The organism is Paenibacillus sp. GSMTC-2017 (assembly GCF_016019935.1).
In the GTDB taxonomy this organism is placed as follows: Bacteria; Bacillota; Bacilli; order Paenibacillales; family Paenibacillaceae; genus Pristimantibacillus.
On the sequence record NZ_JAECMT010000001.1, the window covers coordinates 1,088,275 to 1,114,962 of the forward strand.

Here is a 26,688-nt window from a genome sequence, read left to right on the forward strand (position 1 = left end):
AACGTTCTCATGGAAGGATAGTCATAATTTTTATAAGTTAACACAAAGCTATATTCATTACAATCGATATGGTTTGTCGATTTATTTTATGGTAAAAGTTGTCGAAATTAACAGTGATTAATAGTAAAATAGAAAAGCTGTACGACTACAATGAAAAAAATCTACATATCGGAAGGAGATGTATTATGAAAGCTGCACATGGTACTAATCAATTATTCTCAACAATAAAAGGAATTGTAGTGCTGCTAGTTATTGCAAGTTTAGTTGCTTGTAGTCAAGACGATCAACCCGCATCCACTAACCAACTACCAAGCTCATCCACATCTGGTAAAACAACTTCTGCTTCTATTATTACTAAAGCTGAGTTTGAAAAAATCAAAAATGGGATGACCTACAAAGAGATCGTTGACATCGTTGGCGGTGAAGGAGAACTCGTTTCAGAGGGCGGTGAAGAAGGCAGTGAGACGCATGTCGTCATTTATATGTTCGAAGGTGATGGCGATGCCTTGGCTAGTGCTACATTTGCTATAACTGCCGGAAAACTGATTACAAAGACACAACTTGGATTAAAATAAGTAAGAGGGGCGTCTATAACAGATAGTAATTAATCCGTTAAGACACCCCTTTTTCAAAAATATATGCTCATGCAGCTATTTCTACTCACCGGTAGCGAATCGTTTAAGAATATCTGTTTTTTCTGTTGTAAGCTCACCGCTATTGTCGAAAATGAGTATAGATGATGCCGGGATATCCCAGTTAATAGCCGGAACAAAGTCTACCCGTTTCTCGAAAAGTCCCCAGTTATCAAACTTCCACTGATCACGCTCTGTTTGTCTTCCAACGATACGATCCTTCTGCAGAGCCATATCTTGCAAAGTCACAACAATAACTTTAACGTCCACTTGCTCTTTGGTAAGGCCAGCTGCTGTAATCACATCTTCAATATATTGCTTATTTTTTAACTCCGCAGTAAACGGAGAGATCATAAACACATTTTGTCCAGCAGCCAAATTTTCGATACAAACATCCTTAGCTGTATCATATTCAAGATCACGCAAGTTCGCTTTGTAAAATTCCGAGTCACGATCATTTTTATCTAGACCCTTCATTTCCAAAATGGCTTCTACGAACCTTCCACCGATTGTGTCTCTATCAAGAAAAGCTGCTGGAATTTCAGTACTTAACCGCCTAGCAACCGTAGTTTTCCCAGTACCTGCTACTCCAACGAAAAAAATTAACTTTTGCACGATGTACGCCTCCACTTTTATGTTAGGAATTATACTATGTTAACAGCTATTTGGGCATCAACACAAATAAGGCGATCCAACGTCATTAAGAAATGACATATGTACCGCCAAACTGCCTTTCTCAACCTTTTTTGTTATATAATTCCCATTGATTCAATGTGCTGCTTCGTTTCCTCTGTACCACATTCATATAATAGCCGGTAGATCCGGCTAATGATTTCATCCGAGTTGCCGTTCAATTCCACATCATTACTCGGTGAGAAAGGTCTACTGTTGAAATGAAGCACAGACCAATTGTCCATTGAATTAAGCTCTTTGAAAAGTTCATGCAACCTACTCTTATCATCTTCATTCGCTAAAATCTCCAGCTCATATGCAGCTGCTTCAGGGTCCTCAAGAATTTGTCCTGCTTGCACCGAAACATAATAGGGCTTTCGATTGCTTTCTCGGTCTGAATCGTGTTGTTGTTCCTGCATTACAACTTTCATCCCTTTCTTGCTTCGATTTGCATTCCAATGACTCGACCTCACTAGCATCCCCAGTCGGACAGACATTTTATCCCTTTTTTCTGCATATAGCTGTTATTATCGCTACTGGAGTCCAGCAAAGAGAGGAATGAGAAGGATGTGCGGAATAACCGGCTGGATTGATTGGAACAGTGACTTGACCAAAGAAAGTGAGAACTTGGAGAGGATGACAGATACTCTTGCTCCTCGTGGGCCCGATGCCGCTGGAACCTGGATATCGCCACACTGTGCACTTGGCCATCGTCGCCTATCCGTAATTGATCCTGAGAACGGCGCCCAACCTATGATTAAGTATACGGGTGACGACAAATATGTCGTCGTTTATAACGGCGAGCTCTATAATGCGCCTGAACTGAAGAGAGAGCTTGTTAGTAGAGGTAGAACTTTCACAACAAACTGTGATACAGAGGTTCTACTTGTAGCCTACATGGAATGGGGCAGAGCTTGTGTAGAACGATTTAATGGCATATTTGCTTTTGCTATTTGGGATGTGACGGCACAGGAGCTGTTTCTTGCACGAGATCGCCTAGGAGTGAAGCCGCTTTTTTACAGCAGTCAAAATGATCTATTTATTTTTGGTTCGGAGCCAAAATGTATTCTCCAGCATCCGGCAGTAAAGGCTGAGGTTGGCGCTGAAGGACTTGCTGAAGTGTTTATTATTGGGCCTGCCCGTACGCCAGGTCAAGGTGTTTACAAAGCGATAAGTGAAGTGAAGCCTGGACAATGTATGGTCATCAATCATGCTGGCGTCAAAACCATTACCTACTGGAAACTTACGAGCAGTCCGCACGAACATGACGTTGAACAAACAGCAGAGCATGTACGTATTTTGCTAAAAGATACCGTTGAGCGTCAGCTCATATCCGATGTACCTGTCTGTACCCTCCTGTCAGGTGGGCTAGATTCAAGCGCATTAACTGCACTTGCCGTCGAATATTACAGGGCAAATGGTCAAGGTAACGTGCATACCTATTCGGTTGATTACCGAGATAATGACAAACATTTTCAAGCTCATGCTTTTCAGCCAAATAGTGATGCGCCATGGATTGAGAGAATGACTTCGCATCTTAGTACCATTCATCATCCGATTCAGTTTGATACGCCTGAGCTTGTTGCTGCGCTTCACGATGCTACGCTCGCCCGAGACTTGCCTGGTATGGCTGATGTTGACGCTTCTCTCCTCTTGTTCTGTCATGAGATCAAGAAAGGTGCAACAGTTGCTATTTCGGGCGAGGCTGCTGATGAAATATTTGGCGGTTATCCGTGGTTTCATAGAGAAGATGCACTGGCTGCAAACACCTTCCCTTGGTCTCTTGCAACGTCAATGCGCGGAGAGTTATTAGCTCCTGATATTGCCAAGTGGATTAGACCAGAAGAATACATTGGTGACAGATATGCTGATGCCGTCGCAGAAGTACCACATCTTAAGGGCGAGAATGAAGAGCAACAGCGGATGCGCCGAATGTCCTATTTAAACATAACTCGCTTTATGCCCACACTGCTTGATCGGAAAGATCGAATGAGCATGGCTGCCGGACTTGAGGTCCGGGTACCATTTTGCGATCATCGTCTGGTGGAATATGTGTGGAACATCCCATGGGAAATTAAATCATCCGGCGATCGGGAAAAGGGTATTTTGCGTAAAGCACTAACAGGCATTCTCCCACATGATGTATTAACGCGGAAGAAGAGCCCTTATCCAAAGACACATAATCCTGCTTATCTTGCAGCGGTACGTGGTCTCCTACTAGATGTACTAAATGATCCTAGTTCCCCACTTCTCCCCCTCATTAATGTGAAAAAGGTTAGGGAGCTAGCCGAATCCGATGCTGCCAAATCCAATATCCCTTGGTTTGGTCAGTTGATGTCTGGTCCTCAGTTGTTCGCTTATTTGTATCAAGTCAATCTGTGGCTGAAACAATATAAAGTTTCGATTAACTAATGTAAAAAAGAGCTGTTTCAAAGCAAGAGGCTCGCTTTGAGGATATCATATAAAATGGCGGTGCAGGGGGCTGCACCGCCATTTTCTCCTCAACTCTGACGCTTTAACCCGGAAATATCGGGTTAGCGTTCACCATATGCTTGGACCTGGCGCTCTAGCTCGGAAATATTGAGTTACACCTATAAATAAAAACTACTTTATAAATAGAATTCTCTATTTATAAAGTAGTTCCTCATTTAATTTTATTCATTCACATTTTCTAACTTGGAAAGTAATACTTTAAGTGCCTCTCCGCGGTGACTGATTGCACCCTTCTCATCCTTAGTGAGCTCCGCCATACCTCTACCGAGCTGTGGTAGCCAAAATAGCGGATCATAACCAAACCCACCATCGCCATGCGGCTTGTCCGTTATAAGTCCATCGACTGTTCCTTCTGCTTCAACAAATTGTCCAGTAGCCGGATCATAAAGTGCTAATGCACACACAAACTGCGCTTTGCTAAGCAACAATGATCCGTCTGCTAGCTTATCGTCAGAATATGTAGTGCCCAGCTGTTCAAGTTCCTTCAATAACTTCGCATTATTATCGCTGTCCGCTGCACCTTCTCCGGCATAACGAGCTGAATATACGCCAGGCTCACCTCCGAGTGCTTCTACTCGCAGGCCTGAATCATCTGCAAGGACAGGAACACCAAGGATATCCCCAGTCGTTTTCGCTTTAATTCTTGCGTTCGCGGCGAACGTATCACCATCTTCCACAATATCAGCAATTTGCGGATAGTCATAAAGACTCGTTATACGTTTCCCCAGCTTCTCAAGCGCATGTGCAAATTCTTTCACTTTGCCGCTGTTTTTCGTAGCGACAACGATTGTATTTTCACTATGATCCACACTCGTCATATGTTACAAGCCCCCAATTAGTTTCCAATGCGATCTGCAATAGGGCCAAGCACTTCACGTTGCTTCTGAATAAGCTCAGCTATACCTTCTTCTCCTAGTGCAAGCAATTGATTTAGTTCATCGCGTGAAAATGGCGCATCTTCGCCCGTTCCTTGAACTTCGACGAATTTACCGCTGCCAGTCATAACTACGTTCATATCTACTTTAGCTTTGGAATCTTCTTCATAGTTAAGATCTAGAAGTGCTTTCTCCCCAATAACGCCAACGCTGACAGAGCCAAGAAAATCTGTAATTGGGTATTTGGCGAAAGTCGTTTTTTCGGAAATTTTATTAACTGCGAGTGCCAAAGCGATAAAAGCTCCTGTAATCGAAGTTGTACGAGTACCGCCATCCGCTTGAATAACGTCGCAATCAAGTGTAATCGTACGTTCACCCAAAGCTTGTAAATTAACGACTGAGCGCAAAGCTCTTCCAATGAGACGTTGAATTTCCATCGTACGTCCAGTTAGCTTACCCTTGGAAGCTTCACGATGGTTACGGGTATGAGTTGCACGAGGCAACATGGCATATTCAGCTGTAATCCAACCTTTGCCTTGTCCCTTCATGAACGGGGGAACACGTTCTTCAACGCTGGCCGTACAAATTACTTTTGTATCGCCAAACTCGATTAGAACAGATCCCTCTGCATGTTTATTTACGTTTGTTGTTATCGTGACCGGCCGAAGCTGATTCGGTTGCCGACTGTCATTTCTCATTAAAGTGTGCCTCCTGAAAGTGAAATCCAATGTCAATCCTATTCATTCTAACAAAGTGGCTGACGAATTGCACCCACACAAAGACGAACCAAGTAATTACCCGGTTCGTCTTTGTATGTAGAACTATTTTGAAACGATTATGATTTCAGTGCATTGATATGATGTTTCCTGCCGACCGGCTCACTGTAGGAATTATTATTTTCATCTACGAGGTTAGTTTCGCCATTGACCCTTATTTGAACAGTTTCCGCATCTGAATTTTCTGTGAGTGAAAGAACAACAGCCTGTAACATTTCTGATGGAATCTGTTGCCCTGTTACGTACGCCTCATCTTGCAGATCGATCGTTACGACGCCATCTTTTTCTACAATTTCAGTTACTTCTACATCAGGCAAAATAACGCTTGTCAGTTCCTTTTTGTTAAGCGGACCTTCGATCAACTGCTCCATCGCTGCATGTACTTGTGAATCAGAACGGGAGATCAGTCTAGTAACTGGAACATAGTATTGTTCTTGATTTTGTGTCTGCGCGGAGAAATATAACGTAACTGGTGAGGAGCTCGATACGTTAACACCTTCCGCAACTTCTATGTTTATGCCGATGGCACGCGTTAGCTTGCCCTCAATCGGATATGCAGCAACAGGCATTTCTTGCAGCAATTCACCCTCCACCGATAGCTCCACACCTTCTATCCCTGGCATCGCAGTTAGCGTCCATGTGATAGCTTCCACGATCGCTCTTTCGTCTTGGGCATTATAATCAACAAATGCTTTGGAGAGATCCACCTTAGCAACCTTCAGTTCCTTATCGTATTGATAAGACAACACTTGTGTACCTTGAGGGATAAGCGCGCGGAAATCAGCAGGAAGTTGCGATGCATACGCTCCATTATCCACCATCATCTCAAGTGCTTTCTGAGCCGCAGTTTCATTTTCAGCAAGTGTTAAAGGAACTGCCACTGGTGCTACATAACCATTACTATCTTGCAAATAAATCGTCAATCTTGAACCCGTTTCCCCATCTGGTGTAACCTGTCCCGTTGGTTCGCCTTCTACTTCCTCTGTTACCTCAACTTGCGGTGGGTCAATTGATTTACTTGTTTGCTGAGAAAACAAACCGCATCCCGCTGTAAATACGGGCAGCACTAGTAAGGCAACAAAAGCGGTATGGCGAATCCATTTTTTTTGAATCATTTGTACATTTCCTCCCCAATCGATATTAGCCCTTCGGCTTTGTACAACTCCTCATTTGTAGTATTATGTATACGAGCCCTTCCCTTTTTTAGACCAGTTTTGTCCACAAAATCATAAGGGGGAAATACAATAATGAGTAATTCTGAAATCTACGCCTTAAATAGCAGCAAAGTTGCCGCAGCAACAGATGAATGGCTCGCCAAACGAGGAGTGACAAAGCTTGCAATTGCTGAGCTTGTACACTTTCTGCAGAAAGATTATTTTCCGGATTTAACACCCGAAGATTGTATCGTTCATGTCGAAGCTGTATTGTCCAAACGTGAAGTCCAAAATGCTGTATTAACCGGCATCCAACTTGACGTTCTAGCTGAAGAAGGTAAGCTCATTGCACCACTCCAAGATATGATTAAACATGATGAAAGCTTGTACGGTTGTGATGAAATATTGGCTCTTTCTATCGTTAATGTGTATGGCAGTATCGGATTTACGAACTTTGGCTATATCGATAAACTTAAACCAGGTATTCTCGTTCGACTGAACAGCAAGTCTGATGGGGAGATACATACGTTCCTCGACGATATCGTTGGAGCGATTGCCGCATCCGCTGCAAGCCGTATCGCCCATCGCAGACAAGCAGAACGTGAAGGCGTTACGACGCCACCGTTGGACTAATGATGATATGAGGTCAGATATAACTGACTTGTGATGAAAAAGAGCTCCAACTATGTCCTTTTGTTAAGGATCTAATTGGAGCTCTTATCTGTATAAAGAAACATGAATAATGAATTATGAACAATGAATAATGGCTATTATTTCGTTTGTTGCAATAGTGGTTTATTGGGTAAATAGTGCAGGGTACGAACGAAACGTACCGTCTTCGTCTTCGCTCTCATGACGATTGAATGCGTCTCAGCACGCTCGTCTGGGAAATAACGTACACCGCCAAGAAACTCGCCAGGAGTAACTCCAGTAGCGGCGAAGATAACGTCCTCCGTACCAACCATGTCGTCCATCGTTAAAACACGATAAGGTTCCTCGATGCCCATTTGGATACAACGATCATATTCTGCAGCATCTGCTGGCATAAGACGGGCTTGCAGTTCACCGCCAAGACATTTCAGCGCTGCGGCAGCGAGAACGCCTTCTGGTGCGCCACCTGAGCCAACATACAGATCGATACCCGCTTCAGGGAACGCGGGAGCCATCGCTCCGGCTACGTCGCCGTCAGATAGAAACTTAATACGTACGCCTACTTTTCTCAGCACCTTAATAATGGAATCGTGACGTGCACGATCCAAAATCATAACCGTTAAATCAGATACTTTTTTATTTAAGGCGTCAGCAGCCTTCTGCAATGTCTTCTCCATTGGGTCCGAAATGCTTAATTTGCCAACAAGAGCAGGTCCATAAGCTAACTTCTCCATGTACATGTCAGGAGCGTGAAGCAATTGACCTTTGCCTGCGACAGCAATAACAGAGAGGGCATTGTTCAAGCCCTTAGCTACAATCTCTGTTCCTTCTAGCGGATCTACAGCAACATCCACCTCTGGTCCATTTAAGCTACCTACTTCTTCTCCGATATATAACATCGGAGCTTCGTCCATTTCACCTTCTCCGATTACAACAGTCCCTCGTATCGATACAGAGTCAAACATGGCGCGCATAGCCGCTGTCGCCGCTCCGTCTGCACTATTTTTGTCACCTCTACCCATCCATGGTGCTGATGCAAGTGCGGCAAGTTCCGTTACTCTAACAATCTCCAATGCTAATTCTCTTTCCATCTCTAGCACTCCCCCATGGCTTAAGTCATTTCTTATGTGTATTAAATCATAATTAATGCGTGCTATATTGTATATAATATGTATCATATATTTCAATGTGACGCAATATATGATTTGGTATCTTCATTAAATCATCATGAATGTGGGGGTTGTTACCGATATAATTTACATTTAGATTAGGAGGAGCGAACTAGTAGTAATAAAAAATAGGTCGCTTATGGTACTATCTCACCATAAGAAACCTATTTAATAGATAATGCTATTTTTGTACCATCGCAATAATATGCTCAAAAACTCGCTTTGTTGCTGCTCCCGAGGTTGGTAGTAATTGCTCGATCCGTTCCATTATCGGAGTTTTTTTGAAGACTGTCTCTAAATGATTTGGTGGAACAATTACTCTTAAGGAATCAACACAAGTTATAAATAACTCTTCATCTTCTAAACTAGCAAGCAAAATTAAGCTTTCAATAATGACTTCATCATTAAGATCACTATCCGCACAATAGGCAAATCTGATTTGCCAGTCTGTTGGTTTAGATAGGACGTTTTCTGATAACTTCGTCCAGTCGTCGTGATTGAATTTCGCAAGCATTTCCCTTGCGAATTCAAAACCAGAATCGTACCAGTAATCTACTGAAAAGTGACCTAATAGATATTCGTCGAATTTTTCGAACATGAGAGATTCCTCCTGGATAACTAGATTACCCGCTAGCAATTGCTGTCATCCATTATCTCTTCAATTGAGGTTAATTTACTATAACGTAACAACTACTAGTCTACTGTTCGTATTTGAAATTCACCGAGTCAACATAAAATATGCCAGCTCCGTCTTTAGCGATAGCTCGTAGATTAACACTCACTCTTGCATACACTGCACTCAAAGGAGTTTTATCTTGAATAGTAATGTTCTTATACTCTCCATTCGTCGTTGCAGCGGCATCTACCACTTTAGTTCCAACCATTTGATTAGAAGAGTTGTAGTAATCTACTTGCATTTGAACTTTCGCATGGCGCAAACTTAAAATGTTGACGGCCGCATTTAAGTTAAAGGCTTTTCCTGGTTCTACTTTTACCGTTTGAGCTATTCCTCTATAATGACCATTTTCTATCCACCATCCAACGATCTTTTGAGCTCTACTTCCTTCGTGTACACGTTTTGAAGCAACAGTCTCTACCAACTTCATTCTTTTCAAAAGATTACCATTTAAATCGTACTTATAACCAATATGTGTATTACTCTCTTTATTAAAGAGGCTTGAACTAACGATTTTGCCTGCACTATCATAGGTATAAACTGTTCGATTTAGTACGGCATCCTCTTTCGATGTAATCAGGCTAATTTCGTCTCCCTTATTAGAAACTTCCCATCCGCCAGCAAGAGCGCTATTTTCTAAAGAATTCTCAAATCCAGCATCGTACAACTCACTTGATCTGTCGCCATATGAGAGATTGATCTCATCTAAATAAAAAGTTCCTGCTGCACCGTCACGGATCCCTTTAAGATTGGCATACACAACGGCATATGTCGAATCAACTGGAACGATGCCTTGATTCGAAAGTGTCATATAGCCACCACTTATCCAATCTTGTTCGGTAAGATTTCCTCCAGTTTGTTGATTACCATCCTTAAAGAAAGCCACATAGAGTTGTATTTTAGCATCAGTCAGTGACTCTACATTCATTCTCCCACTAATCGTAAAGGGTTTATTCGGCTCTACTCTTATTGCCTGACTCATCCCAACTATGCCATTACTACCAATCTCAGAACCTACAACCTTTTGAACTCGCGATCCTGATGCTAAATGTACTATACTGAAAGAAGAGTTTTTCGCACCCCATTTGCTCCCTAGCCACGAATCTGCAGAACCAGTTGTACCTGTATAACCATCAAAACTATGATTACCAAGTAATTGACTGTTCTCACTATAGGAAAGATTCAACTCATCCACATAAAATGTCCCCGATCCTCCATCGCTGGTTGCCTTAACATTCGCATATACAACTGCGTATGTCGAATCTGCTGGAACAACACCTTGATTCGACACCGTATAATTACCACCACTTATCCACGTTTCTTCGATAAGATTACCACCTGTATATTGATTACCATCCTTATAGAAAGCGACATAAAGTTGAACTTTTGCATTAGTTAGTGACTCAATATTAATCGTCCCATTAAACGTAAAAGGTTTATTCGGCTCTATTCTTATTGCCTGACTCACCCCAACTATGCCATTACTATTAATTTCGGAACCCACAATTTTCTGAACTCGAGATCCTGTCGCTGACTGTGCAATTTCAAATGCGGCATTTTTCGCACCCCATTTGCCCCCAAACCATCCATCCGCAGCAGCTCCAGTTGTTCCTGTATAGGCATCAAAATTACTGTTACTGAGCAGTTGATTATTTTTACCATACGAGAAACTCAATTCATCCACATATAATGTTCCCGATCCTCCATCGCTGGTAGCCTTTACATTCACATACACAACTGCATATGTTGATTCTGCTGGAACAATGCCTCGATTCGATACCGTGTAATTACCACCGCTTATCCACGTTTCTTCGGTAAGATTACCCCCAGTGTTTTTATTACCTTCCTTAAAGAAAGCAACATAGATTTGTACTTTAGCTTTGGTTAGTGACTCAATATTAATTGTCCCATTAATCGTAAATGGTTTATTCGGCTCGACTTTTATATATTGACTTACTCCGACTATTCCATTACTACTTATTTCAGAACCCACAATCTTTTGAACTAGTGATCCTGTCGCTGACGGTACAACTTGATAAGATGCAACATTCGCCCCCCATTTCTCTTGTACCCAACCATCTGCTATTCCGTTTGTTCCTGTGTAAATGTCAAAATTGTTGTTCTCAAGCAATTGAATATTTTTGACTTGCGGTTGATTATCTTTACCATACGAGAAATTTATGTCCTCTAAATAAAATGTTCCCGATCCTCCGTCACTTGTAGCTCTGACAAGAACATAAACCTTAGCACTTGTTGTTCCAGCTGGAATGTCACCTTGTTTCGAAAATGAAATGTAACCTCGGCTTATGACAGACTTTTCCGTGATAGTAATTCCTTTTATATAATTTCCACCCCTATAGAAATCAACATAGAGCTGCACCTTAGCGTTTTTCAAACTCTCCACATTCATTCGTCCATCAATCGAAAATGGTTTATTGGGTTCGACTTTTATAACTTGACTCATTCCTATTGTCCCATTACTGCTTATTTCGTGACCTTCAAACTTTTGAGCTCGCGAACCTGTTGCTAACTGTACCAATTCGGAAGATGAAACTTTCGCACTCCATTTTTCTTGCACCCAACCATCTGCTATCCCATTTGTTCCTGTGTAGGTATCAAAACCATTGTTACTAAGTAATTGGTTATTTTCACCATAAAAGAGATTGATCTCATCTACATATATTGTCCCCGTTCCTCCATCACTTATTGCTCTGACGAGAACATGAATTCTTGCATGCGTAGTTTCTTCTGGAATGATGCCTTGATTAGATAAAGTAATATTTCCTCCGCTTATTTCTAATTGTTCTGTTACATTACTTCCTGTTATACGATTTTCTTTCGAATAAAAATCAATATAGAGTTGTACTTTAGCATTAGTTAGAAACTCAACATTCATTCTCCCGCTAACTAAAAAAGGTTTATTTGGTTGTACCTGTATTAACTGACTAACACCAACAATACCATTGCTACTTATACCACTAGCAACGATCTTTTGAGCTCGCGTACCAGTTGCTGATTGAATGACTTCGAATGAGGCACCATTTGCCCCCCATTTTTCTTGTACCCATCCATCTGAGGTTCCATTAGTACCTGTATTAATATCAAAACTATCATTACTGAGCAATTGCGCCGTGGAAGAATAAGAAAAATTCATTGCATCAACGTAAAAAGTTCCTGACCCATTATCACCAATTGACCTGACAATGGCATGCACCTTAGCGATAGTAGTTCCTAGTGGAATGACTCCCTGATTCGAAAGTGTAATATTAGCACCACTTATTACTGTTTGTTCTGTTATATTGACTCCTAAATGTGCGCCTCCTTGACCATAAAAGTCTACGTACAATTCAACTTTTGCATTTGTGAGTTCCTCAACATTAAATCTTCCGCTAACAAAAAACGCTTTATTAGGTTGTACTTGAATTCCCTGACTAACTCCAACGTAGCCATTTTTATTTATTCCATTTCCAACAATCTTTTGAGCTAGCGTACCTGTTCCAGACAAATGTTTTTCAAATGATACTCTCTTTCCTCCCCAACTCTCCTGTACCCATCCAGTTGCTAACGCATTTGAGCTGTCATAGATATCAAAATTAGAATTGGCTAAGCGATTATTAGCCTCCGTGCTGAATTTAGGTTGCACAGATGATGCAGTTACATGATTGATTGGTAAAAGTGTTACTAAAACAGCAGTAATCAACATCAAAGATGCACATCTCTTAAAAAGTTTTATCATATTACAATCTAGCTCCTCTTCATATCTCATCATTAATGGATAGTCTTTGAGATCAATTTTTTAACAATTACATCATTAAAAATAGCCTTTCCGTTGTACGTATTAACTCCGAACTGCCCGCTAGCATATGATGAATCGTCAACATCGATTATCGGAGAAGCACTGCCGTTCAAATGGACCTTAATATTACTTCCATTCGTTATAACTTTTAGTTGATAAGTTTCATCCAATTTGATAGGTGTGTAGTAATTCACAATGCCTTTTCCCGTACCAATGTCCCATAAACGCACGACTTGTCCAAGTGAGTCAATGTTCACTACATAACCCGCTGTAGCACTAGCATTTGCTCGGAATACGAGAGCTCCGGCAGAAGGAGTCACTAATTTTATCGAACCTTCGTATACGAAGTCCTTCCCTAAGTGGCTATTAAGATAATATGAATTCGTTAGTTTAATAGCTTCACCTTGTTTTCCCTCTGGTAAAATTGACCAACCCCCTCTTACTGCAGTCCATTTACCAAGTAGATTAGAAAAGGATTCACTTACATTAATATTTTTAAATGCTGCCTTACCATAGTGCACATTAAGTCCAAACCGCCCGCTTGCATAAGTGGAATCTTGAACATCTATTACAGGTGATGTGCTGTTGTTCAAATAAACCTTTATATTATTTCCGTTAGTTACAACTTTTAAGTGATGACTTTCATTTAAATTAATAGGCGTATAGTAATCCTTGATGATTTTCCCCGTCCCAATGTCCCATAACCGCACGACTTGTCCGAGTGAGTCAATATTCACTGCATACCCTGCTGTGGCATTAGCGTTTGCACGAAATACGAGCGCACCGGCAGATGGAGTAAGTAGTTTTACCGAACCCTCATACACGAAGTCCTTCCCTAATTGACTGTTGAGGTAAAACGTATCGGTATGCTTACTAGCTTCACCCTGCTTTTCATCTAACACAGTTGCCCAATTTCCGCTTACCACATTCCATTTGCCAAGTAGATTAGAATAAGATTCTCGTGTATATACGTTGTGAAATGTAACCTTGCCATTGTACACATTGAGTCCGAAATACCCGCTTGTATAATTAGAATCTTCAATATCAATTACAGGTGCAGTACTGTTGTTCAGATAGACCTTAATATTACTTCCATTCGTTATAACTTTTAAATGGTAGACTTCATTCAATTTAATAGGAGTATAGTAATCCTTAATGACCTTTCCCGCCCCAATGTCCCATAATCGAACGAATCCAACCGAGTCAATATTAACTACATACCCTGTTGTGGCACTATCGTTTGCTCGAAATACAAGGGCACCGGCAGACGGAGTAAGTAATTTTATCGAAGCTTCATAGTGGAAATCACTGCCTGATCGGCCATTGATATAAAAACCATTGTAGTATTGCTCAGCCTCGCCTTTTTTTCCATTACTAATGCTACTCCATGAGCCGCTTAACGATTTCCATGAAGTTGATAAATTAGTGTATGTATTCTTTATTTTATTAACTAAATTCCCGTTATTATCATATACGTATTCATAAATATCACCATTCGGGTGACCAAGCTCTATTAATTTACCAGAAGGGTCATATGTATATGTGTAGCCATCGCTCGTAGCTCCGTTATTACCAAACGCTATACCTGCTGGTGCAATTGAAATAATGATGCACATACACCAAAGCAGTAGCCTTATTTTATTTAATCTCCACATGTAGACTCTCCTCTTTTTGAATTCTATTGGATTACTTAACATAATTGAAATTCACCGAATCAACATAAAACACCCCTGCACCGTCATTATTCGTTGCTCGAAGAATGACACTTACTCGAGCATATGTTGCATGTGCTGGTGTTTTACCATCAATAGTGAGAGTTTTATACTCTCCATTAGTAGTTGTTGCAGCATCCACGATGCTAGCACCAACAATCTCATGAGATGAGTTGAAAAAATCTACATAGAGTTGAACTTTCGCATGGCGTAAACTTTGGACATTGACGGCAGCATTTAAAGTAAATGCTTTTTCAGAATCAACTTGTACCGTCTGACTTATTCCTCTATAATCATCTTTCTTTAACCACCATGCCGTTACTTGTTGAGCGTGTGTACCTTGATTCACTGGTTTAGAAACGATAGGCCCAACCAAACTCATCTTTTTCAATAGATTACCGTTCAGATCAAACTTATGACCGATTTGTGTTTTATTCCCTTTCGAATAGAAGCTGGAAGTCACAATTTTGCCTGCACTATCATACGTATACGATGTACGATTGGGAGTAACGTCCTCTTGCTTTGAAATGAGCTTTATTTGATCACCACTATCGGTATTTAGCGTCATATCCCATCCTTCAGCAAGCGAACTGCTGCCTGTTGAATTCTCGAAATCAGGATCGAATAATAAATTGGACCTAGTTCCATTTGAAAAATTCAACGAATCAATATAAAAAGTTCCTGCTCCAGCATCACCCGTTGCTCTAATAAGCGCGAATACCTTCGCAAATGCTGCACCTGCTGGTGTTACTCCTTGCTCTGATAACGTGATATTCCCGTTACTAGTAGCCCTCTGCTCGGCAGCATTTATCCCAACTAATTGTCCATCACCTTTAAAAAACTCAACATACAGTTGTACTTTTGCTTTTGATAAGGATTCAACGTTAATATTTCCGCTAAAGGTATAAGGTTTATTCTCCTCTACCTTAATGACTTGATTCACGCCAACAACACCATTGCTGGCGATTCCCGATCCTACAACTTTTTGAACTCGTTTGCCTGATGCCAGCGTTTGAACATCATAAGTTGAGAGTGTACCTCCTATGTTCGACTGTCCCCAACCATCCGCTACCCCATTGGTCCCCGAGTAGGTATCAAATGTCGGATTAACAATCAATTGAGAGTAAGAACGATATAAATAGTTTATCTCCTCTACATAAAAAGCTCCTGACCCGCCTTCACCTGTTGCTCTAATAAGAACATACACTTTTGCGTAGGTTGTACCTGCAGGAGTAACGCCTTGGTTAGAAAGAGTAATCGTACCTCCACTTACAGTTGCGTACTCCGTTACATGATTTCCAATAATACGATTTGTACGATCAAGGAATTCAACATAAAATTGTATTTTTGCTTGTGATAGCTTCTCAATCTTTGTTTTTCCACTGATCTTAAACGGTTTGTTAGGCTCTACTTTTATTATCTGACTAACGCCAACGACACCACCGTTGCTAATCCCAGATCCTACTATTTTTTGAGCTCTTTTGCCTATCGATGTTGGTTGAACTTCAAATAATGATGATGTTCCTCCAATATTCACCTGATCCCAGCTATCTGCTGCCCCATTTGTACCCGTATATGTGTAAAAATTCGGGTTAACTAATAATGAACGATTCTCATCATATGAAAAGTTCATCGCATCCACAGTAAACGTTCCTGATCCTCCGTCACTTGTTGCCCGAACAAGAACATATACCTTTGCAAAGGCTGTTCCTGCTGGAACCACTCCTTCATTAGAAAGTGTAATGTTTGCTCCGCTAGTATGTAATTGTTCGGTGACATTATGTCCTGTACGGTTATTTATATCACGGAAAAACTCTACAAACATTTGTATTTTTGCATTCGATAGCCCTTCGACATGAATTCTCCCACTAACCGTAAAAGGTTTGTTAGGTTCTACTTTTATAATCTGACTAACCCCAACAGCGCCATTATTGGGGATTTGCGAGCCTGCCACTTTTTGAACTTTTTTGCCTGTTGATGATGCCTGAACTTCAAATGTTGCTACCTTTGCTCCAGAGTTGTCTGGTCCCCATCCATCTGCAACACCCATTGTTCCTGTATAGGAGTCAAAACTCGGGTTAACGAACAATTGAGATTCAGAACCATATGAAAATTCTAATGAATCAACATACAATGTTCCCGCTCCCCCGTCACTTGTTGCTCTAACTAAAGCATATACCTTTGCATGAGTTGTCTCAGCTGGTATTACTCCTTGATTAGAAAGTGTAAATGGGCGACCCAAACTGATTGTTTGCTCAGTCACATGACTTCCAGTTATATAATTTGCACCTCGAAAAAAATCTACATATAACTGTACCTTTGCATTCGTTAATCCCTCGATATTTAGTCTACTATTAATCGTAAACGGTTTGTTAGGTTCTACCTTAACAACTTGGCTCACCCCAAGTAAGCCATTATTACTCATCTCTGAACCGACAACTTTTTGAACGCGTGTACCTGTAATGGACTTATCGATAGCATAAGATGCTGTTTTCGTTCCTATGTTCTCAGGAGCCCATTCATTTGCTATTCCATTTGTACCAGTGTAGGCATCAAATCCTGAGTTATCTATTAATTGCGTGTTTGAAGAATATGAAAATTCTATCGAATCCGCGTAAAAAGTACCCGCTCCCCCATTGTTTGTTGCTCTAACAAGAATGTACACCTTTGCAAAAGTTGTTTCTGCAGGTATGATGCCATAATTCGATAGCGTAATCGTTCCTCCGCTGATTGCCGTATTGTCTGTAACATTTATTCCTGTTATATGGTTGTTATCCCGATAGAAATCAACGTACAATTGTATTTTTGCATTTACTAGACTCTCAACATCAATTCTTGCATTGATTGAAAATGGTTTACTAGGTTCTACCCTTACGGTCTGGCTTATCCCAACTATTCCATTATTAGTGATTCCCGCACTTAAAACTTTTTGTTCCCGAATGCCATTTGATTGCGTTCGAGGTTCGAATTCAGCCAACGTTCCACCTATGTTTTCTTGTGTCCAACCAATCGCTGCACCTTTTGTGCCGTTGAAATCAGTAAAATGAGGGTTGGTTAAGAGGTTGTTGGTTTCTGTGCTGGTGATAGAGTTTGTTGATAAAGTTTTTGCGGTTGTAATTGAGTTTTGTGAAGGGGATGCATTTGTGGTTTTGATTGGGATGGATGATAACAAAATAACACTAGTTAATATTATTGATATTAATTTATTAAATCTCTTAGCCATTTTATCTATGGTCCCTTCAATACTTAATCTGAAATAGTTAGATCTTGCAGACAATTCTATGATAAATTGCTGTGTTCTTGGCACACAATCAATTAAATGTATTCTTCAGATTTAGACTAGAATACTTCGACACTTAAATCAAAATATTTTTATTACCATTCCAGTTTTAAAGAATTTAATTTTTCTTTCTATTAGTCCTCATTATCTATTGGCATTAAACCACCATCATGCATTCTCCATACTAATTTTGTAGTTTGTTGGTTGCCCAGCGATGAATTTGATTGCTTTATCACCCAATGTGTCAACTGGTCCATCCTTGGAGTGATTCTTCTAGTAAATTTCGACCTCATATTTTCTATTTCTCATTTGATTCGTTACGAACTACACAAGAAATTTTATTTTCTCATTCTAATTATAGAAAAACTGCACTCCTATTGTATGCTCGTGTTAAACAATTGGAGTGCAGTTCGTTATATATACTAATAAGTAGTTTAATTATCACATAATGATTCCAACTAAAACTATGTCACCCACGAAATATGTCAAATATATTATTCAGCATATCATAATATATTTGACAAGGTTATCGACTTGTTTAGATTGATATCACTATTATAATCATTCAACGCATGAGTCATGTATATAGCATCCTGCTCGTCGGATTAAAATTAATAGAGTATCCAAATAATTTTGGACATTTCATGTACTATTCAATTCTCTATTCCAGTCCATATCACCATATATTCCAATTGCTTAGTACCTTTCTCATTTATAAATGAAAATGTAATGCCATCCAAAGTATATTCGTTCTCCATTGAATCAAATTCTAAACCTTCAATAACCTTACCTTCTAATTCCTCTAAACTTGAGCCAATACATATTTCATTTAGATATTTCCCTTTAAAATTATCAAATACAGTAATTGTTGTAAGTCTATTTGTTTTTTTCCAAATAAAAAAATTTATGTCCTCGCAATCAATATTTATTATATCTATAGTTTCTGTTAATTTATAAGGAGCATCTATTATTTGAAGTAACTCTTCCAATGTAATTCCTAATACATACTTTCCAACACGCTCTCCTGCTATTATGGCATCAACTAAACTTAAATCCATACTCTTCTACCTCTTCTACAATTTAATTTACTTTAATGCTAACTGTCATCAGAATCGCAGTATAAAAATGACGATTGCTGTTCGCGTTATCATAACTATTTCTCCAATCTCCCATATTTCCAAATGCAATTTGAGCTCCCTCAGTCGGAACAACTGAAACATGCCCATTGCCATCAAACACAACATTGAATAAACCTGTAGCTTTGATAGCTTCAGCGGTAGAGACCCATCCAGGAATCATCATATTGGTCGACCACGATAATGCCTTATCATCTCTACCTTTCGGTTGCATTGTTCCATTCCTCTTCTTAAGTACATTTTTATGTTCTGCTGTCATACTTTGGGCATCAGTTTCATCTGATCTCCTGTAAAGAAACCTTACGTCATCATCAGCTCCTTTAACAAACATTTTCATGAGCGACTTCGACGCTTTTTTTATAGCACTTCTTGGATTAGGCACAGCGTCAGCAATTGCTTCAACAAAATCGTCATTTAACCCATTCCTAACTTGGTTGGCTACAGCAATAAAATGATCCTTTCGAATTTTTTGAGCTGCTCCGTGAATATTATTTTGAAGTGCTTTATTCCCCTTAGCATTATCATAGTCTATTGTAAGTTGCTTGATTTTAGCTTGATCTCCATCTGATAATTGATTATCAAAACCTTCAATCCAATGACCTGTAGGGTCCAGCCAAAGAAGAGGATTATTATGCACATATGTGTATAAATTCTGACTTAATGGATTACCTATATCCCCTTCATACGTATCCTCATTAATAAACCGCGCCATACTCGGATCATACCATCTTGCTCTCAAATACTGTAACTTCGTTGTCTTGTCCCAATATTCGCCCGAATACTTGAGGATATTCGGCACAGTTTCCTTCTCTTCAAGAGGCAATCCCCAGATGTCATAGCGATACTCATTCAACTTCTGACCTTGTTCATCTACCAATGCAACAACGTCACCGTGTCCATTTAACTGATAATATTGCATCTTGCCAGCCATAACATCATGTCTGCCTATCAGTTGCCCGTTTAGATCGTGGATATAAACATACTTCATCTGCGATTTGCCATCTGCAGTGACATTAGCTTCTCCAAGCAATAAACGGTTTGCATCATAATAGTAACGACTCTTTACCTGGTCTTCCGTTCGTTCATATAATAATCCTTCACCCGTGTACGAATAGGTTACTGGATTATGACTGCCTGATACCTTCGTTAATTGATTTTTCTTGTCGTACTCATACTGCACATCTTGCATCGGTACTTCTCTTGTACTTTCTAAGGTTGAGCGATTATAACGCTCATCGTACGTAAACTTCTCATCGAACTCACTGGAGGTCTTTAGTTGATTTAATCGCGTATACGTAAAGTTCGTTTCGTAATTGTTTTCATTCCGACGTGTTATGTTGCTTGCATTGTCATAGGTATATTCGAATGTATTCATTGCTGCATTGTTTTTTACATATTTTAATTGTTTCAGCTTCACATCTGTAAATTGACGATCCGAAGTGAATGACTCCCCGTAAACTTGCGTTTTTAACTGTCCATTCTTCAAATAACCATAACTAATCGTTTTAGCAGCCTCGCCACTTTTTGACACACCTAGCGCTATCAAGCGATTCATCTTATCATAATCGCCTGTCACTTTTACATTAGCCTGAGGTGAGATTAGCTCATAACCTGTTTTTTTATTGTCGTCAAAGCTATTAACCAGACTTACTCCATCAGGATACTTGACCTCGGTTAAGAATCCTGATGTAGGCTGATACGTAAAGGTTGTCGTTCCACGATGGTCCGTCATCGTCAAGCGCTTGCCTTCTGTATCATATGTGTACTCTACCTTTTCAGTACCCGTCGTTGTTTTAATTAATTCGTGCATGTTGTTGTAGACATTTTCAGTTGCTACACCACTTCGATCAATTGATTTTAACACATTACCATAAATATCATAATAAACCTTTTGGACTTGTCCAGTACCATTGATGCTGTTAATGACTTGTCCAATTTCATTGTATACTTTCTCTGTTGATTGTTGGTTGCCAATTGTCGTATTTACAAGGTTTCCTAGCATATCATACTTGTAGTTGGTCGTCTGTTTCTCCGCATCAGTCACAGCAATCAATTGACCTACAGCATCATAACTGTAGATACTTTCATTCTCATTTCCGTCAATTGAAGCAATAACTGCCCCTGATTCATTGTATCTTTTCTTCTGAATAGGAACATATGTCTGTTTGTTCTGTAGCGATTCTATCATCACTTCACGGCCAAGGGCATCTGATGTTATACGCATACTGTTCTTTTCTGCATCCTCTGTGGTTACAGTTAGACCTACATCATCATATTTCACAAAAGAAGTGGTGTCATCTTCGAATGTGGTCTTTGTTACGCGCCCAAATGCATCGTATTGAAAATCTGTACGATTGTCATATGCGTCGTCTTGCCATAATAAACGGCTAGTCCGTTCGTCATACCCATATTTCACGACACCTTTGCCTTCTGTTGCTCTAACCTTCCGACCAAGTGGATCAAACCAAATCTCTTTCTCTTCACCAAGTGTATTTGTAGCTATAATGTGGTTTGTACTATCGTTATACACAAAAGTTTGCTCTTTTTTGTTCGGTAAAGTAACAGAGATTGTACGTCCAAGACGATCATAGGTATAAGATGTTGTCTGATCAGGACCATTCGTATATGAAAGCAACCGACCTGTTAACTGATCGTACTTAGCTGACTCTACGATATTTGTCTTATGTCCATCTACATTTGTAACTTCTATTTCTTGTTGTGTCATAAAAGCGTACTGGTATTCAGGACCGTAAAAATATTTGTACACCGCTGATTTTCCATTATTGTTGTTAGCAATTACTTTCGTAACATTACCAAATCCGTCGTGCTCAAAGTTGGTATGACGTAATAGTTGACCATTTTCAGAATTTGCGTAAGTCTTAGATTCTACAACGGATCCATAAGGGTTACGCACAAAACGTGTGAACGACTGCTGGGTTGCATCTGTTTTACTTGTCACCGTTTGTGGTAGGGCAAAGGTTGAATCATAGGTTGTTAGAGTGCTTCCCCCCATATTGTTCGTTTCGCTTGTTATATTACCATAATAGTCATACTGACGATTGACAATAACTGCTGGACTCTCTGCACCACCGCTTCTCTTCTTCGAAACTATTTTAATTGGATAGGGATGGCGGTAGTATTCATCATACGATTGCTGGGTGATTTGTTCAGTAGAACCACCCTTCTGCACGGTTTCTACGTTATAAAACTTATCTTGGCTATCTCTCTTTACTTTGTTGTAAGTAAACGTTGTCGTTAAATCTCTTGTAGTTACATCTCCGTTAGAAACAATCGTTTGATAGCTATATTCGCTTGGTGATGAATACGGATCTCCTGGATATTCAAACATACTTATGTTGCTTTCTACTTTTGGTCTACCTGTATACTCTGTCACATCTTTACGTTCAATTACACGAAATTGTGTTTGCTTTGTCCCACTGCTTGGGTTTCGTAGTATAGAATCATACTTAAACTCAGTCTTCGCACCTGTTGGATGATGAATCTCTTTAATTAGTGCAAAGTCGTTGCGAGCATAAGGTTCATTTCTACCTGTTACAGTAAACTTTGATTCCGCGAAATCATGGATATAGTGCGTTTTTCTACCTGCTACATCAACAGACTGCAAGTATTTTAAACTATGATACGACGGATACGGATTCGGATTCGGAATCGGGATTGTGCCAGTCTGATAGACAACCTTATCCGTCCCGTTCGAAGCTATAATCTGATCTCCCGAATACGTTAACGTAATCGAATTACCAAGTGGATCTGTTACCCTCTCTAAACTGTATTCTGTATCTCCCCAATAGTGATACTTATAATCTAAGTAGTTGCCATACGCATCTTCTTGGCGTATCAAATTACCTTTATTAGTAAAATAATACTTCATGCCTTGCTTAAAGGTTAACTCATAGTAGGTACGCACACCGTTAAATACCTTCTGGTTATTTATGCCAAATGTAACGTCGTTCCATGGATAATTTTCTAATTTTTTATCACTACCAACTTTGTAGACGCCACCACCATTAGGCATCGATACATACGGTCTAAATGGATCTTCTATTATCATATATGGAATGTCCCAAGACCAACCTTTGCCTAATTGTGTTCGACTATCCATAACATCAACTTTAGTTCTTGAATCATAACCACGAGAACTACAATCGGGTGTAGTATTATACGAAACTGAATTTTTTTTAGGATATAATGCTAAATAAAAATTCTTGCCAAGTTTTGGTGCAGGGACATAATAATCTTTTACCATTATATTTTCATCTAAGTTAAGACTATTCAGTGTTTCACTAATATCATAACCAGCTACATCATACAAAACAAATCTGTGAGGCGCTATTACTTTCTCTCCCATAAAAAAAAATTTACCATCACCCACATATGTGGTGGTAGTTTCCGGAAGGTCCACGTAAATATCTCCAGAAATGTGCTCCTTAGATTTTATTTTGTAATTAGGACTAAAATCTATTAAACACCTTGCTACCTCTGCCGCGTACTTATCATAATATTCTGATGCATTGCTGTTATAAGAACGTGTTAAGTTGAACGAAAGACCGTTACGACCGGGAATCCCGATATCCGTTTCCTTCAGATTCAGCGATCCATCTAGCGTTGATATATTTTCTACACCTGCACTTACACTATATGGGGCTTGGTCCAGTTTAGCGTGTTGATTATTGACTCCCAAATAATCATATGAAGTACCGTCCCCGGGTATACTTCTCATCGAAAATCTGTAAACAGATTCAGTCACTGACTTCTCACCGTGCTCTGAATTAATCTCTTCCTCAAAGTTACTTAACGTTATTGAAATTCCATGATTAATAGTGTACGTTACATCAGTAACTGTAGCTTTCTGATTTAGTTCCCACTTTTCAGGGTATAATTGCTTTAGTGTTTCCGATAACGCAGCAGTATCCGCATTTACTTCTAGTGCTGCCAAAAGTTCTTGTAGCGTATAATCTTGGTTCAGCAACTCGATAATAACAGAAGTAGATACGTTATACTTCGTAGATAAACTATCAATTGTTAGAAGTTCTCCTTGCTCGCTTACCTGCTTCGCTGCCTGCTGTGCCCCCTGTGCTGTTGCTGTTTGTTGCAATCCTGATAGACTAGGCAGCACTAGCTCCAAGCACATGACGATAATAAGAGTCCAAACTATCTTTTTCATCTTGCAATACTCCCTCACATGTAAAATTTATAATGTTCATTAATTTGTTACTGTTAAATTTAGAAACATTAATCAACTACTTAGACAAAACCTCATCAATACTTACACTATCGACCCAATACGACCCCTGTCCATTTTTCTCTAATGGAACTAGAAGCGCCCACATCTTCATCGCTCCTTCGGGCGCAGTACCAATTGCCTCAAGCTTCTTCCAATCACTCGTTCCAGTTACCCTCTCACTTGAAGAGACATTGAACTCCGTCATGATTTGGTCATTTTTATCAATCCAGTACAGTCTTAACTCTATTCCTTGCCCGCTAATATTTTCGGATTTAATATAGGAAGACGCTATAAACTTTCGATTGTGCAGTTTAGAAGCACCAGGGTGAGTTGCAAATTGATATTGATCTCCCCCAGTTGCTACATTTACTCGCAGAGAATGGCTACCGGTATGAGAAGTGCTTTGATCGATAGCGCTATTTCCTCCGATTGCATTACTAATTTGCCAATGGTTAGTGTCATCCTCAAAACTAGAGTTATAGAGAGGGACTGGATTAGAATGTCTCTCAAATAATTCAAAACTATCGATCCAATACGTTCCCTTCCCGTTTTTGTGCTCTGGAGCTACCATTAACGAAACCGCTTTGGCTCCATGTGGGGCTGTCCCAGTTACTGTAACTTGAGTCCATTCCGAATTATCTTTAACTCTTTGAGAATCAACTACATTTACCCAAATCCAGTCCTTATCATCTGACCAATACATCATTAATCGGACATCGTTGTCACTTAAATCCTTTGTGCGTATGTAGGCTCTACCCTCAAATTTTCTGCCCTCAATGCTCTGTGGGAATGTAATTTTGTTGTATTGATATTGATCTCCATCATTTGCAATTGTAACTTTTAAGGAGTTTTCACCAGTCGTTTTGGTACTGCTATCTATTTCGACGTTACCGTTCGTGGCATTAGAAATTACCCAGTTATTCACTCCTGATTCGAAGCTAGGGTTAGCTATTTCCTTAGCGTTTTCATACACTTCAAACATTTCTAACCCATCAATCCAATAATGACCTTGCCCATTTTTGTTCTCTGGAACTACCAAAGCGGCTAAGCCATCTGCTCCATATGGAGCAACGCCCGTAACGGATAACTTGGTCCACTCAGTAGTTCCGCTGATTCGAGTTGAATCAACGACATTTGACCATATCCATTCAGAACCTTTAGACCAGTACAAGCGTAATCTAACTTCGTTATTGATTAGCGCTTCTGTTCGTATAGACAGATTTACAGTAAATCGTTTTCCTGCAATATCTGATTGATAGGAATGACCAAAATACTGATATTGATCGCCTCCAGTAGCTACTTTTACCTTAAGCGATCCTTTTCCCGCAACACTTTTTTGAAAATCCAGCTCAGACTTACCATTAACACCATTGTTTATCATCCAGCTTCCAACACTATTTTCGAAATCTGAATCTCTTAAAGAGAGCCGTAGTTTATCAGCTTTGGAAAGTAAATTGCCATTGTTATCATAGTTCATAAACATGACTTGACCTGACTGTTTCACCACTCTTATTAATTTCCCACTCGCATCATAATGATAATGGACATCATTCCATCCAAACGCACTGTGTGGCAACAACACGATTGACACTAAACAAATCATAAGTACAATATGTAATCTAAATGATTTTTGCATAATATCTCCCTTTCTATCTCCAATGCTTACTTATAGCTATATCCAACAGCATCATTATTTGTTGCGCTGATAATAAAGTGAATGATTGCAGTCATTGCTTTAGCAACGTTTGATAAATGCTGAAATAATGATCATTTTTTTGATGATATCATTTATTTCTCATCCTAAAAGCTTGTTTAATTCTGTATCACATATCAACGTGATTACTTCAAAGAAGGAGTAAACTAACAAACAGCTTTATTACTATATAGCATGTTAAGACACAAAATCAGTAAGAGATTTTGACGAACTGTGTCAAATTATGTCGAATTAAGCGAATCTATCATACTACATAACAAATTAACTGTAACAAATATTATAAAATTGATAATAGTTGGATTTTTTATGAATAAAATGTTGCCTTTTTGCAAATAAAAAATTAATACAAAATGATATTCAATACTAACCATAATTCAAATTTAGAATCTTATAACATTTATATTTCAATAATTTCACAACACCATATACAAACATACTTCATACTTGGATGACCATATAATCTAATAGGAATAAATGAATCTGGAACTTATTCTTGTAATTTCAGGAGAAGAACTTATGATTTCAGAAAGTTCATTAAATCTATCTTCTATTAATTGTGTGGGTTCTCTATTTTTCTCAGTACTAGGCGGGGAGATTTCTAGAAGTGCGGTTATAGATGCAATTAAAATAATAGGTGTATCGTCTGTATAGCATTTACCAATGCATGAATGTAAACTTCGGGGATAAAATTATATACAAAGATAATGAGA

Annotated in this window: 16 protein-coding genes; 3 read left to right on the plus strand and 13 right to left on the minus strand. The window is 39.5% G+C overall.

Annotated elements, in window-relative coordinates; translation table 11 throughout:
• The first annotated feature begins 185 nt into the window (after positions 1–185).
• Positions 186–575: a hypothetical protein gene (locus I6N90_RS24665; protein ID WP_232242536.1), complete on the plus strand. Its 390-nt coding sequence runs from the start codon at positions 186–188 to the stop codon at positions 573–575.
• An 81-nt stretch (positions 576–656) separates the two neighbouring features.
• On the opposite strand, the gene I6N90_RS05130 is transcribed toward I6N90_RS24665, so the two are convergent.
• Together I6N90_RS05130 and I6N90_RS05135 are read right to left on the minus strand one after the other, a co-directional pair.
• Entirely contained in the window at positions 657–1,247 is a 591-nt protein-coding gene (locus tag I6N90_RS05130; RefSeq protein WP_197934386.1) for an AAA family ATPase, read from the minus strand.
• A gap of 134 nt (positions 1,248–1,381) precedes the next feature.
• The gene (locus tag I6N90_RS05135; RefSeq protein ID WP_197934387.1) at positions 1,382–1,723 is read right to left on the minus strand and encodes a hypothetical protein; all 342 of its coding nucleotides are present in this window, start codon (positions 1,721–1,723) and stop codon (positions 1,382–1,384) included.
• A 148-nt stretch (positions 1,724–1,871) separates the two neighbouring features.
• Here I6N90_RS05135 and asnB point away from each other — a divergent pair, with 148 nt between their 5' ends.
• The gene (asnB, locus tag I6N90_RS05140) at positions 1,872–3,716 is read left to right on the plus strand and encodes an asparagine synthase (glutamine-hydrolyzing) (RefSeq protein WP_197934388.1); all 1,845 of its coding nucleotides are present in this window, start codon (positions 1,872–1,874) and stop codon (positions 3,714–3,716) included.
• Between the two features lie 242 nt (positions 3,717–3,958).
• Here the strand turns inward: asnB and rdgB are convergent, their stop codons facing one another.
• From rdgB to I6N90_RS05155, 3 genes are all read right to left on the minus strand, one after another.
• Positions 3,959–4,615, minus strand: coding sequence for an RdgB/HAM1 family non-canonical purine NTP pyrophosphatase (gene rdgB / locus I6N90_RS05145; protein ID WP_197934389.1), 657 nt, complete (start codon positions 4,613–4,615; stop codon positions 3,959–3,961).
• Between the two features lie 17 nt (positions 4,616–4,632).
• Positions 4,633–5,370: a ribonuclease PH gene (rph, locus tag I6N90_RS05150; protein WP_197934390.1), complete on the minus strand. Its 738-nt coding sequence runs from the start codon at positions 5,368–5,370 to the stop codon at positions 4,633–4,635.
• Between the two features lie 137 nt (positions 5,371–5,507).
• On the minus strand, positions 5,508–6,563 hold the full coding sequence (locus I6N90_RS05155) for a GerMN domain-containing protein (protein ID WP_197934391.1): 1,056 nt from the start codon (positions 6,561–6,563) through the stop codon (positions 5,508–5,510).
• A gap of 132 nt (positions 6,564–6,695) precedes the next feature.
• Here I6N90_RS05155 and I6N90_RS05160 point away from each other — a divergent pair, with 132 nt between their 5' ends.
• Positions 6,696–7,235: a phosphatidylglycerophosphatase A family protein gene (locus I6N90_RS05160; protein WP_197934392.1), complete on the plus strand. Its 540-nt coding sequence runs from the start codon at positions 6,696–6,698 to the stop codon at positions 7,233–7,235.
• A 137-nt stretch (positions 7,236–7,372) separates the two neighbouring features.
• On the opposite strand, the gene glpX is transcribed toward I6N90_RS05160, so the two are convergent.
• The 8 genes from glpX to I6N90_RS05200 all read right to left on the minus strand — a co-directional run bounded on the left by glpX (position 7,373) and on the right by I6N90_RS05200 (position 25,900).
• On the minus strand, positions 7,373–8,344 hold the full coding sequence (glpX, locus tag I6N90_RS05165) for a class II fructose-bisphosphatase (RefSeq protein WP_197934393.1): 972 nt from the start codon (positions 8,342–8,344) through the stop codon (positions 7,373–7,375).
• Between the two features lie 259 nt (positions 8,345–8,603).
• The gene (locus I6N90_RS05170; RefSeq protein ID WP_197934394.1) at positions 8,604–9,020 is read right to left on the minus strand and encodes a hypothetical protein; all 417 of its coding nucleotides are present in this window, start codon (positions 9,018–9,020) and stop codon (positions 8,604–8,606) included.
• A 100-nt stretch (positions 9,021–9,120) separates the two neighbouring features.
• Entirely contained in the window at positions 9,121–12,834 is a 3,714-nt protein-coding gene (locus I6N90_RS05175; RefSeq protein WP_197934395.1) for a hypothetical protein, read from the minus strand.
• A 32-nt stretch (positions 12,835–12,866) separates the two neighbouring features.
• On the minus strand, positions 12,867–14,549 hold the full coding sequence (locus I6N90_RS05180) for a family 16 glycoside hydrolase (RefSeq protein ID WP_197934396.1): 1,683 nt from the start codon (positions 14,547–14,549) through the stop codon (positions 12,867–12,869).
• A gap of 31 nt (positions 14,550–14,580) precedes the next feature.
• Positions 14,581–17,583 carry a hypothetical protein gene (locus I6N90_RS05185; RefSeq protein WP_232242537.1) on the minus strand — a complete coding sequence of 1,001 codons (3,003 nt, stop codon included), beginning with the start codon at positions 17,581–17,583 and terminating at the stop codon, positions 14,581–14,583.
• Positions 17,584–18,539: 956 nt separating this feature from the next.
• Positions 18,540–18,944, minus strand: coding sequence for a hypothetical protein (locus I6N90_RS05190; protein ID WP_197934398.1), 405 nt, complete (start codon positions 18,942–18,944; stop codon positions 18,540–18,542).
• A gap of 22 nt (positions 18,945–18,966) precedes the next feature.
• Entirely contained in the window at positions 18,967–24,204 is a 5,238-nt protein-coding gene (locus I6N90_RS05195; RefSeq protein WP_197934399.1) for an RHS repeat domain-containing protein, read from the minus strand.
• 76 nt (positions 24,205–24,280) lie between these two features.
• On the minus strand, positions 24,281–25,900 hold the full coding sequence (locus tag I6N90_RS05200; protein WP_197934400.1) for a hypothetical protein: 1,620 nt from the start codon (positions 25,898–25,900) through the stop codon (positions 24,281–24,283).
• Positions 25,901–26,688 lie beyond the last annotated feature (788 nt).

What these genes read in the sequence shown, in the direction of transcription:
- I6N90_RS24665 (WP_232242536.1), top strand. Translation starts at nt 186, where the DNA reads ATGAAAGCTGCACATGGTACTAATCAATTATTCTCAACAATAAAAGGA.
- I6N90_RS05135 (WP_197934387.1), bottom strand. Translation starts at nt 1,723, where the DNA reads ATGCAGGAACAACAACACGATTCAGACCGAGAAAGCAATCGAAAGCCC.
- asnB (WP_197934388.1), top strand. Translation starts at nt 1,872, where the DNA reads ATGTGCGGAATAACCGGCTGGATTGATTGGAACAGTGACTTGACCAAA.
- rdgB (WP_197934389.1), bottom strand. Translation starts at nt 4,615, where the DNA reads ATGACGAGTGTGGATCATAGTGAAAATACAATCGTTGTCGCTACGAAA.
- rph (WP_197934390.1), bottom strand. Translation starts at nt 5,370, where the DNA reads ATGAGAAATGACAGTCGGCAACCGAATCAGCTTCGGCCGGTCACGATA.
- I6N90_RS05155 (WP_197934391.1), bottom strand. Translation starts at nt 6,563, where the DNA reads ATGATTCAAAAAAAATGGATTCGCCATACCGCTTTTGTTGCCTTACTA.
- I6N90_RS05160 (WP_197934392.1), top strand. Translation starts at nt 6,696, where the DNA reads ATGAGTAATTCTGAAATCTACGCCTTAAATAGCAGCAAAGTTGCCGCA.
- glpX (WP_197934393.1), bottom strand. Translation starts at nt 8,344, where the DNA reads ATGGAAAGAGAATTAGCATTGGAGATTGTTAGAGTAACGGAACTTGCC.
- I6N90_RS05170 (WP_197934394.1), bottom strand. Translation starts at nt 9,020, where the DNA reads ATGTTCGAAAAATTCGACGAATATCTATTAGGTCACTTTTCAGTAGAT.
- I6N90_RS05175 (WP_197934395.1), bottom strand. Translation starts at nt 12,834, where the DNA reads ATGATAAAACTTTTTAAGAGATGTGCATCTTTGATGTTGATTACTGCT.
- I6N90_RS05180 (WP_197934396.1), bottom strand. Translation starts at nt 14,549, where the DNA reads ATGTGGAGATTAAATAAAATAAGGCTACTGCTTTGGTGTATGTGCATC.
- I6N90_RS05190 (WP_197934398.1), bottom strand. Translation starts at nt 18,944, where the DNA reads ATGGATTTAAGTTTAGTTGATGCCATAATAGCAGGAGAGCGTGTTGGA.
- I6N90_RS05195 (WP_197934399.1), bottom strand. Translation starts at nt 24,204, where the DNA reads ATGAAAAAGATAGTTTGGACTCTTATTATCGTCATGTGCTTGGAGCTA.
- I6N90_RS05200 (WP_197934400.1), bottom strand. Translation starts at nt 25,900, where the DNA reads ATGCAAAAATCATTTAGATTACATATTGTACTTATGATTTGTTTAGTG.